A 12905-nucleotide genomic window follows, 5' to 3' on the forward strand; every position below is an offset into this window, starting at 1 on the left:
TAGTTTATATTGATATTATTTCTAAATAGTCGTCAATTTGTATAATAAAAATCTAAAATTATGAAATTCAATCCAGCAGAGAGTATTCAAGATTTACAATATTTTGGAGAATTTGGAGGTGTAAATCCATCTATATCAGATTCATCAACTTATACATTCTTATCAGCAAAAACCATGTTCGATACTTTCGAAGGAAATGCAGATGGTTGTTATTTGTATTCTCGTCATTCATCACCTTCAAATTTATATTTAGGTGAAGCATTAGCGGCTATGGAGGGTACACAAACCGCCAATGTTACAGCTTCTGGAATGGGTGCAATTACTCCAGTTTTAGTGCAATTGTGTAGAGCTGGAGATCATATCGTTTCTAGTAGAACTATTTATGGAGGAACGTATGCATTTTTAAAGAATTTTACTCCAAAGTTTGGTATAGAAACCAGTTTTGTAGACATTACAAAATTAGCTGTTGTAGAAAAAGCCATCACAAAAAACACCAAAGTTCTGTATTGCGAATCTGTGAGTAATCCGCTTTTGGAAGTGGCAGATATTCAAGGTTTATCAGCTTTAGCAAAAAAATACAAGCTAAAGTTAGTTGTAGATAATACCTTTTCGCCATTGTCAATTTCTCCTGCAAAACTAGGTGCGAACGTGGTTTGTCATAGTTTAACCAAGTTCATCAATGGTTCTTCAGATAGTGTTGGTGGCGTAGTTTGCGGAACTCAAGAATTCATCAATGATTTACGAAATGTTAATGATGGAGCTAGTATGTTGCTAGGTTCTACAATGGATAGTTTAAGAGCTGCATCCGTTTTAAAAAATATGAGAACCTTACATATTAGAATGAAACAACATAGTTTTAATGCAGCTTATTTAGCAGATAAATTTGAAAAAGAGGGATTAAAAACGGTTTATCCAGGATTAGCATCTCATCCATCTCACAAACTTTTTAAAAGTATGATGAACAAAGAATATGGTTTTGGTGGAATGCTAACTATTGATGTTGGTTCTTTAGAAAAAGCCAATGAATTAATGGAATTAATGCAGCACAATAATTTAGGTTATTTGGCAGTAAGTTTAGGGTTTTATAAAACATTATTTTCTGCTCCAGGAAGCTCTACTTCATCAGAAATTCCAGAAGATGAACAAAAAGAAATGGGTTTAAGTGATGGGTTAATTCGTTTTTCTATTGGTTTGGATAATAACATTGAAAGAACCTACCAAATGATGAAAAAATGTATGATTGAGGTTGGAGTATTGTAGTGTTGAAGTTTGAATAATGAAGTTTGAAGTGGGAAGTAAGAAGAATGAAGGTTGAAGGATGAAAATTGAAGTTGGAGGTTTGTCATTTTGAGCGAAATGAAATGAAGTCTAAAAATCTATTTTTAGATTTCTCCATAAGGTCGAAATGACATATTTAACTAAATTCCCTTAATTCGCTCAACAAATTTGCTAAAATCTTCTTTGTTTGGTGGACTTCCATCAAAAGGCAAAATATCCCATTTTCCATTTTCAAAAAAGATTGTAAAATTAAAAACGGATGTACTTGGGTCTTCAGGATTTAACATTGGGTAGCGTAAATCTACATACTTATAAGTACCCACTTTTTCCTTTTTAGAAAGATTGTAATAGTGATTGCTAAACCAAGCTAAAGTTTTTAAATTTTTGTCAGACATATCAATCAAATCATGATTTTTATCAACAGTAATAACCTTCTCTGAAGTGGCACTTTTATCAAGCAAAGAATAAAACGCCAAGTGATATTGGGTTTTAGTTTCTGCTACTGCATACCATAAAATATTGTTCAAAATAGTTGGTTGTGCAGAAAAACGTTGATAAGAAATGTTTGCTTTTTTAAAGGATTCTTTAAAAACGCTATCGATATAGAATTTATTGATAATCGTAAAAATCATATATGCAGAACTTATATAAATTCCTGCTTTTAACCACCAAGTTCTTCGCGTTCTTGTTCTTTTGAAAAACATCATGACAATTAAACACAATAAAAAAGGAACTGTATATAAAGGATCAGCAACAGAAATGTTGTTAAAAGCCACTCTGTAATCCCAAAATGGTGCAAAAAGTTGTGTGCCATAAGGCGTAAAACAATCTAAAAGTGGATGCGTAAAAATGGATAAAAAGAAGAGCCAAATCCAATCTTTTACTGTAGTTGAATCTTTTCTTTTTCCCCAATTATAAATTTTATGAGTAATCCATCCAAAGAGAAAAGAACCTAGAATAGCAAATAGAAAGGAGTGCATAAATCCACGATGAAAAGCCATAGCTTCAATTTCATTGCTGTACAACCATCTTCCAATAAAAACATCTAAATCTGGTATGGTTCCTCCAATAGCACCAAACAATAAAGCTTTGTTTCCAATTTTTTTACCAAGTGCAATCTCACCACAAGCAGCACCCAAAACAATTTGAGTTAATGAATCCATTATGGCAAATGTAAGTTAACAGAATCAATTTGCATAACATCTTGTAAAATCGTAACATTACAAGACAAAAATTAAAGGAATGCAAGACCAAAAAAATCTTTCAGAAATAGATATTGAGAATCAAAAAATTATCGATAATAAAGAACTAAACCTTTTGGAATCTTTAATTCCGGTTGTTATTTTGATGGGATTATTAGCTTACAATATCTTTTTCGTTGAAGGGCAAGAGTGGTTTGGAGCCTATACCAATCAATATACCTTATTGTTGGGTGGTGTTGTGGCTGGTGCTGTTGGTTTTTTTAATAAAGTATCTCTAAAAACAATGATTGCTGAGGTTTGGGAAAACTGGAAAAGTGTTTTTGTGCCTATTATGATTCTTTTTTTAGTGGGTGCTTTAGCAGGTACTTGGTTGGTGAGCGGAATTATCCCAGCAATGGTTTATTATGGATTACAAGTTTTGAGTCCAGAAATATTTTTACCAGCATCAGTTATTATAGCAGCCATCATTTCGATTGCAACTGGAAGTTCTTGGACAACTTCTGCAACAGTAGGAATTGCTTTAGTTGGTATTGGAAGTGCACTAGGAATCCCAACAGGAATGATAGCAGGAGCAGTAATTTCTGGAGCGTATTTTGGAGATAAAATGTCTCCACTATCAGATACAACAAACTTAGCACCAGCAATGGCAGGAACAGATTTATTTACGCACATAAAATATATGGCATTTACAACTGTACCCACCATTTTAGTAACTTTAATTGTGTTTGCCATTTTAAGTGGAACAATAGATACTACAGGTAGCGCAGATGTAAGTAGTTTATTAGTTTCTATTGATAATACGTTTAACATTACTCCTTGGTTGTTTGTAGTTCCATTAGTGGTGATTGCAATGATTTTAAAGAAAACCAAACCCTTAATAGCTTTAGGTGTTGGAGTTGTTTTGGCAGGAGTATTTGCGTTTATTTTTCAAAGTGATGTTTTAGCAAGTTTGTCAGATTCTAAAATAGGAACTGTTATAAATTCTGTATTAACGGATACTCAAATTCAAACGGATAATGAAAAGTTAACTGAATTATTTGCATCAGGAGGAATGAACGGAATGTTATGGACTATCTTTTTAATTATTTGTGCCATGGTTTTTGGTGGTGTAATGGATGCAATTGGTGCATTAGCTAAAATCACTAAAAGTTTATTAGCGGTAGCAACATCAATATTCGGGTTGTTTGCAAGTACTGTAATAAGTTGTTTGGGATTAAATGTGATTGCTTCAGACCAATATTTGGCATTGGTAATTCCTGGGAAAATGTTTAAAAAAGCTTATGAAGATAGAGGTTTAGCGCCAGAAAATTTAAGTAGAACTTTAGAAGATTCAGGGACAGTAACCTCTGTTCTAATACCATGGAATACTTGTGGAGCTTATCAGTCAGGAGTTTTAGGAGTTTCTGTAGCTGACTATTTTATATATGCTATTTTTAACTATTTAAGTCCGTTTACAACCTTGTTATTTGCTGCGTTAAATATTAAAATTAGACAATTGGTTAAAAAATAATGATTGTTTCTGCAGATATTTCTGATGTAAAAAAACTTACAGAGATAGCTTTACAATCCAAGGCCTTTTGGGGATATTCTGATGAATTGATTGCAAGTTGGCGAGAAGATTTAACGGTTACTCCTAAAATGATCGAAGAATGGAACATACATAAATATGTGATTGATGAAGAAATTGCAGGATTCTATATTTTAAATAGAGTGAATATTAGAACAAGTTTTTTAGAGTTTTTATTTATATCACCAAAATTTATAAAACTAGGAATTGGTTCAGCATTACTAAATCATGCCATTGAATATTGTATTGAAGGAAGTTCTACAATCTTAAATGTCTTATCAGACCCTAATGCAAAGAACTTTTATGCAAAACATGGTTTTAAAGTTGTTGCAGAAAGAGAGAGTTCAATCCCTGGTCGTTTTTTACCAGAAATGGAGTTTGAAATTCTTGAGAATATGTAATTATTTCTTCTTGAAAAAATTTAGAAATAAAGAGATAATTAATAATAGCCAAGGAGTTCCGTGCAATACAACATCAAACCAATCTTGTGTTTGCATCGCATTTTCTCCTGAAAAAGCATTTCCACCCAAAACCCATTGAATTTTACCTAGAATATGCGGAGGATTAAAAGGTGCCAACCCTAAAGTTAGGCTTGCTACTAAAAAAAGTTTCCAGTTATTTTTCATATTTTTTATTCTTAAAAACTCCAAAGGTTGAAAGGGTAAATAAAATAATCAGGTGTAAACTTAAGCATGTTATCAATCCAAAGACAAAATAAAAATCATATTTATTGTCACTTAAAAATAAGTTTTTAATTAATAATATTATTGAAAAATAAACAACACTTATTGATATATTAAAAAGGATTAAACTTAAAAATTTTTTCCACGAGGTAAAATATATAATGAAAATTGCCCATAACATAATAAAAACGAATGATAGATATCTTAAATCCATAAACTATATAAACCAATTCCAAACCAATCCAAAACGAATGGTAAAATCTCTGTATGGATAATTTGGCGAAGAAAAATAATTTTTCTTTGAAAAGCTAGAAGTTACATTGTCAATTTTAAAATATAAGCGTGTTCTTCTTACTTGTGCATTAAAAAAGACATCAATAGTTGGAAATCCAATTTCTTGGGTGTTTTGAAGTGTGAATTCAGATAATAAAGGATTGTAAGCATTTACCTTATATTTTGTAAAATACTTAAACGTAGTACCAATGTTTACTAACATTGGCTTTCCTTTAAACCAATAATCGGTGTAGTAGAAAGTGTTTCTAGTAACTAGTTCAGGAACTCGAAAAACAGAACTTCCGCTACTCACATTTTGATACATTAAAGTATTGTCCAAGGCTAGTTTCCAGTATTTGAACTCTTTATTTACTCTTGCTTTTAGATATACTATTTGATTTGCAAATTGTTGAGGCGTATTGTTTTCGTCAAAGTAGGTGTAGTTGTCTATATTGGTAAGGTTTAAAGAGCCATTTAGCCATTTGGATTGTAAATCAAAGCCTAAATCTCTAGTGTTTACATTACTAAAAACATCATTTTGCCAATTGTAATCATCGAATTTGCTTTGATGTAAAAGTGTATTAAAATTTGGAGATTTAGAACTGAGTACCAAGCTTCCTTTTATACTAAAGACACTATCTTTTTTATAGACAGCTTCTCCTTTAATGAAGCTTCCAGACAACCTACTATTTCCAGGTGTTAAAAGACTAGTTGCATTTAATTGAAAATTTTTAATTTTTGCATTCCAATCTGCTCCGATAGAAATTGCATTCCCTTTAAGTTGTGTTTTGTTAATTTTGCTACTACTATTTAAAATAGAGTCATAACCATAAGTGTAAGATGTTAATACTGTTTTTGCTTTAAATTTTCCTAAAACATATTTAGAGTTAAATTCTAAATTAAACTCGTTATTGGTAATTATGCTTTTTGCAGTATTATTTCTAGCTTTAGCGTCACTAGTTGTTCCAAAAATTGCTGAAGAACTAGGTTGTGTAAAACTATAAGATTTACTTTCGTTAGTTAAAACATGACCAATTTTTAAATTTGAAAAATCTTTTTTGTTGATAGAATCTTTACTTGATATTAGTTTGTAACTATGTTCTATGTATATTCGATTTCCATCAAATTGATTTTCAGCGTCTGTAAGGTTAACATCTAAACGTCCACGATTTTGAAAGTTTTCATCATCAATAATAAAATTATTTAAAGAGTTGGCATCTAAACCACCACTTTCTTGATGAAAGAAATCTTGTGTTGTTAAATGCCCTCGAATTTCGTATTGATTTTCTTTGGTTCTATAAGTAAAAGTTCCTCTAAAATTTCCGTTACTTACTAAAGATCTTCTGTAGGCACCTAAAGAACGAATTCCTTTGTAAGATAAAGATACATTTAATCTTTTCGAAAAATTTAAAGTAAATAGGGCATCTAAAACTTGTCCTTGTTCTAATCCTGTTCTGTATAATATTTCTGTAGTCGGAGTGGGTACTTCGTAATATTTAATATCTTCAATGCCTAAATAACTTACTTGCTTTGCTTTAAAACCGATATCCGGAAAAAAAGAGAGGTCTTCAAAAGTGTATCCTAAATTATTAAAAGTTTGCCCTTGGTTGTGAAAAGACAGTAATTCAAAGTTATCCCTCCTTAAAAAATTAAATTTATATTCTTTCTTTATAGATAATGTAGTGTCTATGTATGTTGTATCTCTTTTATGACTAAATACTTTGTAATCTGTGTATTTTGTTTTTCCTGAGAGTTTAACATTGATAGCTTCTGAGTTTCTTATGGTATCATTTCCAATATCTTGAAAAGAATTTCCATTTGTCGATTGCAATATTCTCTGAGAATATGTAATACTCAAAGAAAAAATAAAAAATAAGAAAGTGAATATTAAACGTTTATTCATGTTACAAATCTGCAAAGGCAAATGTAAAATAATTAAACGAAAATAATCGTTAATAATTATGATGAAATCTGTTAATTTGTAGTATGTTAAAATCAAATCATAGCGGATTTTCTTTAGAAGCAGGCACAGATGAAGCAGGTAGAGGCTGTTTGTCGGGTCCAGTTGTGGCAGCAGCTGTAATTTTGCCAAAAGATTTTTCGCATCCTTTTTTAAATGATTCTAAACAATTATCAGAAAAAAGAAGAGATGAGTTAAGACCTTTTATAGAAGAAAACGCGATTGCTTTTGGAGTTTCTTTTGTGTGGCAAGAAGAGGTAGATAAAATCAATGTTTTACAGGCTTCAATTACAGGAATGCATCGTTCTATAGAGATTCTGAAAATCCAACCAGAATTTATCATTGTAGATGGTAATAAATTTAGAAATTATAAAGAAATTCCTCACGAAACCATTGTAAAGGGCGATGCAAAATACCTGAGTATTGCTGCAGCATCCGTGTTGGCAAAAACCTATAGAGATGAATATATGACCAAAATTCATCAAGAATTTCCAATGTATAATTGGCAAAAAAACAAAGGATATCCAACCAAAGAACACAGAGATGCAATTCGTGAGTTTGGGGCTACAGATTATCATAGAAAATCCTTTAAATTACTGCCAGAACAATTAAAGTTAGCATTGTAGCTTTTTTTAGAAGCTATTTCCTGCTTTCATTACTCGCTTTTTTTTCGTTCCTCAAAAAAGAGCTCAAACACGCCATTCAATCAGGGCTAAACCTGTTCATAAACTTTTAGAATCTCACTAATTTATTTCAATAAAATTAAAAAACTTCTACTATTTTTACCTTCCAAATTTTTCAAATGATGATTAAAAAAACAAGAGCAGAAATTACCAAATGTATCCTTCATAAAGTTGCGAATAAATTCAATAGCGGACACAATGTTTTTTCTGAAGATTTAATTCGTTTCGACCAAGAAAGCTATGATTTAATGAAAAGTTTTTTGTTAAAGCCATTTGGAAGTTTAACACAAAGTTATCGTTTTACACATCATGCAGATGTGCGTTTAAACGAACTAAATAATTATGCTTCAGAAGTTTTTAAGGAAGAAAATACATTTATAGAATATTCTAAAAACATTGTCAATCATTTGTACGAACAATCCAATTCGGCACAAATAAAAACAGGAGATGTTATTGTTGTTTTTATAGAAGGTTTGGAGTATAAAGATGTATTAACAGAAGGAATCGGTGTTTTTAAAATAGAAAATAAAGTCGATTTTTTTCAGACCTATTTAGACGACAATGAAAGTTGGGATGTTGTGGTTCAAAAAGGAATCTCCACAAAAAAGATAGACAAAGGTTGTTTAATTTTAAATACATCAGATACAGAAGGAACAGTTGTTTTTTCTGTAGATAATAACAATTACGATGCACAATATTGGATTAAAAATTTCTTATCGGTAAAATTAGCAGACGATTATAATTCACACACTCAGAATTATTTAGAGTTGTGTAAAGAATTTTCCGAAGAAGTAATTAAACCAGAATTAGGAATGCACGAACAAGGTAATTTCTTAGCAAATACGGTAGATTATTTTAAAGAACACGAAGCTTTAGACTATCATAATTTTAAAGATGAAGTTTTTGAAGAAGACAAGCATAAAGAATTGTTTGACGACTATAAAAAACATTTCGAAACCTTAAACGATGTTTTAATCAGAAATAATTTTGATGTTTCTGGAGTTGTTTTAAAAAAAGAAAAAAGTAAGTTAAAAACAGAGATTAAGTTAGATACCAACATCAATATTAAGTTAGATGTAGATGCACCAGAAGCGGCTTCAGAATATTTAGAAAGAGGATATGATGAAGAAAAGAAAATGAAGTACTACAAAGTGTATTTTAATGAGGAGAAATAATAAATTCTTCTACTTCAAATAAAGTTTTAAAATGCTTTAAAATTTTACCTTTCACTTCGTCTAAATCTACTTTTTGATTAAGTTCAGCTTCCATAGAAGTGACTGCTTTCCCTTTTATTCCGCAAGGAATAATATTGTCAAAATAACCTAAATTCACATTGGTGTTCAGTGCAAAACCATGCATGGTTACCCAACGTGAAGAACGAATTCCCATAGCGCAAATTTTGCGAGCAAATGGAGTGCCAACATCTAGCCAAACTCCTGTTTCTCCTTCGCTTCTAGTTCCTTTTATTCCATATTCAGCAATAGTTAGAATAATCGTTTCTTCTAAAAGTCTAAGGTATTTATGAATATCTGTAAAAAAATTTTCTAAATCTAAAATAGGATAACCTACAATTTGCCCAGGACCGTGATAAGTAATGTCTCCACCACGATTTATTTTGTAAAAAGTTGCTCCTTTTTCAGATAATTGTTCTTCGTTTAATAACAAATTACTCATATCTCCACTTTTACCTAAAGTGTAAACATGTGGATGTTCGACAAACAAAAAATGATTTTTTGTTAAGTTTTTCAGATTATTTCTTCGATTATTAATCTTTACATCAACTATTTCTTGAAGTAAATTCGTTTGATAATCCCAAGTTTCTTTATAATCTTTTGCAGATAAGTCCTCTAGTAAAATGTTTCTATTCATAATTCCAATTGCAAAGATAAATATTTCCTTATATTTGAAAGATTCAAATTGTTCGATTTTAATACTAAGACCTATGAAAATTAGATTATACTTTCTTTTTGTTATTGCAATTTCGATACTCAATAATGGTGCTTTATTGGCACAAGAAGTTTGGAAAAAAGTCAATAAGGAAGTGTACCATCTTAATGAAAATGAAATTTTAGAAAAGCAAAATTTCCCTAAACAATTTGATTTGTTATCTTTTGACTCAAATATTTTTTCTAAAAAGATAAAAAGCGCAAAGAAACCTTTATTGTTGCTTCCCAATTCAGAAGGGGGTTTTTCTAGATATCAAATAGTAGAAACATCTAATTTATCATCAGAGTTATCAAGAAAATTTCCTATGATTAAATCTTATACGGCTTATGGAGTGGACAATCCTACTTCTATAGCTAAAATAAGTATTGGAACAGATGGCTTTCATGCAGTTGTTTTTTCTCCAGGAAAAGAAACTTTATATGTTGACCCTTATTCGAAAGATAGAAAAAAATATATTTCTTATTCAAGAAAAGATTTGAGCCCAGAAAACAAACAGTTTGCTTGTAGGGTTGAACAATCTGAAGAAAATAGAGTTCAAAGTTCTTTGTTTTCAAGGACTTCAAACAACGGGGTTTTAAGAACTTTTCGTTTAGCTTTGGCCTGTACAGGAGAGTATGCTCAATTTCATTTAACTCGACAAAATGTACCAAATACTGCAACTTCAGAAGTAAAAAAAGCAGCAGTACTATCAGCAATGAACACCTCTATAACTAGAGTTAATGGGGTTTTTGAAAAAGACTTATCAGTAAATTTAAAAATTATTGATAATAATGATCAGCTCATTTTTTTAGACCCGAATACAGATAACCTTACCAATTCAAATGAAGGTGTTTTGATTAATGAAATTCAGTCGGTGATTGATAGTAAGGTAGGTAACGGAAGTTATGATTTAGGGCATGTTTTTAGCACTGGAGATAATGCAGGTATTGCTGTATTTAGATCAGCATGTAGTTCATCCAGTAAAGCTCAAGGGGTTACCGGAAGAACATCACCAATAGGTGATGCTTATGATATCGATTTTGTAATACACGAACTAGGGCATCAATTTGGTGCAAATCATACATTTAATAATTCGTGTGGAGATAATAGAGAGTCAAGTACGGCAGTAGAACCTGGAAGTGGTTCTACAATTATGGGGTATGCAGGTATCTGTAACCCTAACGTTCAAAGTGGTAGTGATGATCATTTTCATTCCATAAGTGTTACTGAAATGCTTAACTTTATTCAAACATCAGCTACATGTTATACAACAACAAATACTGGTAATAGCGCTCCAACGGCTAATGCTGGTTTAGATTATTCAATCCCAAAATCTACACCATTTATATTAAGAGGTTCAGCAACGGATGCAGATGGAACTTCTGGACTAACCTATAATTGGGAACAAATAGATACTCAAATTGCTACTATGCCGCCATTAGAAACTAGTATTGGAGGACCAATGTTTAGATCGTTTGCCTCTCAAACAACGCCTAACAGATATATGCCTGCATTAAATACGGTAATTGGAGGAAGTACATCATCTACTTGGGAGGTGGTTCCTTCTATAGCAAGAGATATGAATTTTTCTTTCTTAGTAAGAGATAATCATGTGGGAGGAGGATCTGTAGCAAGAGATGATATGAAAGTAACGGTTGTTGATGCAAATCCATTTACTGTTACTGCACCTAATATTCCTGTTTCTTGGGATGTAGGAACTTCTCAAACTATTTCTTGGAATAAAGGAACAACCGATACAGCGCCTATTAATTGTAACAATGTAAATATTAAGATGTCTACCGATGGTGGAATGACTTTTCCAATTACATTAAAAGCAAACACCCCAAATGATGGATCAGAAAATGTTTTAATACCTAATACCCCTTCCACTCAAGTTAGAATTATGGTAGAAGCGGCAGATAACATTTTTTATAATGTTAATACTGTAAACATTACTATAAATTCTTCTGAACCTACATTTTTACTAGTGGAAAATAGTGGAACTCAATATGCATGTAATACAGGTAATGAAAAAGCAACTTATAGCCTAAATTTTGATTTTATTAATGGTTTTTCAGAAACCGTAACATTATCTGCAACAGGTCATCCTAATGGGGTTAATGTAACTTTTAATCCTAGCACAATAAGTAGTGATGGAAACGTAACGATGGAAGTTTCTAATTTTAATGGGCAATCTCCTCAAGCCTACATTATAAATGTTTTGGCTAGTGCAAATAGTTTGAGTCGAAGTATTAATTTAGGGTTTAATTTAACATCCAGTACATTTACCCAAGTTAAACTTACTGCACCTGTTAATGGAGCTCAAAATGTAAATTTAAGTACAGAATTTAATTGGGAAGCTGACTCTAATGCTTCTTCTTATGATATTCAAGTAGCTTCAGATAGTGGTTTTTCTACTATTTTAATTAGTACTAATGTTACGACAAATTCTTATAAAGCTTCTGGGCTATCTGGCAACACTACTTATTATTGGAGAGTAAAACCTAAGAACAGTTGTGGAGAAGGTACTTTTTCTAATGTTTTTAGTTATAAAACTTTAACCCCATCATATTGTGTGTCAACTTTTACAGATGAAGCAGGTGGTTCAGAACATATTACAAATGTTACTTTTAATACAATCAATAATGATTCAGGAAATGATACTGTTGATGGATATCAAGACTTTTCTTCGATAACTACTAATGTAAAAAGAGGAGATGCACATCAAGTTAGTGTAACTTTTAATACAGGAGGGTATCAAGATCATTGCTATGTTTTTATTGATTGGAATCAAGATTACATCTTTGATAAAGATGAAGAACGTTACGATTTGGGTTCTAGATTTGATAAAGATGGAAATACAAGTACAACAGATGAAAGTACAATAACATTTTCAATTAATGTGCCTAATGATGCTGCATTCGGAAGAACGAGAATGAGAGTAGTTGTTGAATATGATGACCCAACTGATAATTTTGGCGACGGGCCTTGTGATGCAGATCACTTGACAGAGTGGGGAGAGACAGAAGATTACTCGATAATTGTTGATAATACTGCTTCTATAGAAGATGTTGTTTTTCAGGGGTTTAATTTATTTCCGAACCCAACAAAAGGAGAGTTTACTTTAAATCTAAAAGTCATAAATACTGATAAAGTTTCTGTTCAATTATTTGATGTAAGAGGAAGGTTGATAGATGAGAAAAACTATGTAAATACTGTAACTAATTTTTCAAAGAAAATTTTCTTTCAAAAAGCTTCTAGCGGATTGTATTTGTTAAAAGTTATTAATGGAAATAAACAGACTACAAGAAAACTAATTATTGATTAATGAGT

Annotated in this window: 10 protein-coding genes; 6 read left to right on the forward strand and 4 right to left on the reverse strand. The window is 31.3% G+C overall.

Annotated elements, in window-relative coordinates; translation table 11 throughout:
* Window positions 1–60 precede the first annotated feature (60 nt).
* A complete protein-coding gene (locus DIS07_RS12285; protein ID WP_109405552.1) occupies window positions 61–1260 on the forward strand; it encodes an aminotransferase class I/II-fold pyridoxal phosphate-dependent enzyme in 1200 nt (399 codons plus the stop codon).
* 158 nt (window positions 1261–1418) lie between these two features.
* Here DIS07_RS12285 and DIS07_RS12290 read toward each other — a convergent pair whose 3' ends face one another.
* Complete coding sequence (locus tag DIS07_RS12290) at window positions 1419–2441, reverse strand: metal-dependent hydrolase (protein WP_109405553.1); 1023 nt, start codon at window positions 2439–2441, stop codon at window positions 1419–1421.
* A gap of 79 nt (window positions 2442–2520) precedes the next feature.
* Here DIS07_RS12290 and nhaC point away from each other — a divergent pair, with 79 nt between their 5' ends.
* Together nhaC and DIS07_RS12300 are read left to right on the forward strand one after the other, a co-directional pair.
* The gene (nhaC, locus tag DIS07_RS12295) at window positions 2521–3990 is read left to right on the forward strand and encodes a Na+/H+ antiporter NhaC (protein ID WP_109405554.1); all 1470 of its coding nucleotides are present in this window, start codon (window positions 2521–2523) and stop codon (window positions 3988–3990) included.
* The gene (locus DIS07_RS12300) at window positions 3990–4448 is read left to right on the forward strand and encodes a GNAT family N-acetyltransferase (RefSeq protein ID WP_109405555.1); all 459 of its coding nucleotides are present in this window, start codon (window positions 3990–3992) and stop codon (window positions 4446–4448) included. Before nhaC ends, DIS07_RS12300 begins: the two co-directional genes overlap by 1 nt.
* Here the strand turns inward: DIS07_RS12300 and DIS07_RS12305 are convergent, their stop codons facing one another.
* Both DIS07_RS12305 and DIS07_RS12310 read right to left on the reverse strand, forming a co-directional pair.
* Complete coding sequence (locus tag DIS07_RS12305; RefSeq protein ID WP_235869136.1) at window positions 4449–4673, reverse strand: hypothetical protein; 225 nt, start codon at window positions 4671–4673, stop codon at window positions 4449–4451.
* 274 nt (window positions 4674–4947) lie between these two features.
* Complete coding sequence (locus DIS07_RS12310; RefSeq protein WP_235869137.1) at window positions 4948–6834, reverse strand: putative porin; 1887 nt, start codon at window positions 6832–6834, stop codon at window positions 4948–4950.
* Window positions 6835–6989: 155 nt separating this feature from the next.
* Between DIS07_RS12310 and DIS07_RS12315 the strand changes: the two genes are divergently transcribed.
* Complete coding sequence (locus DIS07_RS12315; RefSeq protein ID WP_109405557.1) at window positions 6990–7589, forward strand: ribonuclease HII; 600 nt, start codon at window positions 6990–6992, stop codon at window positions 7587–7589.
* Between the two features lie 179 nt (window positions 7590–7768).
* Window positions 7769–8821, forward strand: a complete 1053-nt coding sequence (locus tag DIS07_RS12320) for a nucleoid-associated protein (RefSeq protein WP_109405558.1) — start codon at window positions 7769–7771, stop codon at window positions 8819–8821.
* Here DIS07_RS12320 and lipB read toward each other — a convergent pair.
* The gene (gene lipB, locus DIS07_RS12325; RefSeq protein ID WP_109405587.1) at window positions 8805–9515 is read right to left on the reverse strand and encodes a lipoyl(octanoyl) transferase LipB; all 711 of its coding nucleotides are present in this window, start codon (window positions 9513–9515) and stop codon (window positions 8805–8807) included. The genes DIS07_RS12320 and lipB overlap by 17 nt on opposite strands.
* Before the next feature lie 73 nt (window positions 9516–9588).
* On the opposite strand from lipB, the gene DIS07_RS12330 reads away from it, so the two are divergent.
* Window positions 9589–12900, forward strand: a complete 3312-nt coding sequence (locus DIS07_RS12330) for a zinc-dependent metalloprotease (RefSeq protein ID WP_109405559.1) — start codon at window positions 9589–9591, stop codon at window positions 12898–12900.
* The last annotated feature ends 5 nt before the right edge of the window (window positions 12901–12905 follow it).

Source organism: Polaribacter aquimarinus (assembly GCF_003129485.1).
GTDB lineage: Bacteria > Bacteroidota > Bacteroidia > Flavobacteriales > Flavobacteriaceae > Polaribacter > Polaribacter aquimarinus.

What these genes read in the sequence shown, in the direction of transcription:
- lipB (WP_109405587.1), bottom strand. Translation starts at nt 9,515, where the DNA reads ATGAATAGAAACATTTTACTAGAGGACTTATCTGCAAAAGATTATAAA.
- DIS07_RS12285 (WP_109405552.1), top strand. Translation starts at nt 61, where the DNA reads ATGAAATTCAATCCAGCAGAGAGTATTCAAGATTTACAATATTTTGGA.
- nhaC (WP_109405554.1), top strand. Translation starts at nt 2,521, where the DNA reads ATGCAAGACCAAAAAAATCTTTCAGAAATAGATATTGAGAATCAAAAA.
- DIS07_RS12320 (WP_109405558.1), top strand. Translation starts at nt 7,769, where the DNA reads ATGATTAAAAAAACAAGAGCAGAAATTACCAAATGTATCCTTCATAAA.
- DIS07_RS12315 (WP_109405557.1), top strand. Translation starts at nt 6,990, where the DNA reads ATGTTAAAATCAAATCATAGCGGATTTTCTTTAGAAGCAGGCACAGAT.
- DIS07_RS12330 (WP_109405559.1), top strand. Translation starts at nt 9,589, where the DNA reads ATGAAAATTAGATTATACTTTCTTTTTGTTATTGCAATTTCGATACTC.
- DIS07_RS12305 (WP_235869136.1), bottom strand. Translation starts at nt 4,673, where the DNA reads ATGAAAAATAACTGGAAACTTTTTTTAGTAGCAAGCCTAACTTTAGGG.
- DIS07_RS12300 (WP_109405555.1), top strand. Translation starts at nt 3,990, where the DNA reads ATGATTGTTTCTGCAGATATTTCTGATGTAAAAAAACTTACAGAGATA.
- DIS07_RS12290 (WP_109405553.1), bottom strand. Translation starts at nt 2,441, where the DNA reads ATGGATTCATTAACTCAAATTGTTTTGGGTGCTGCTTGTGGTGAGATT.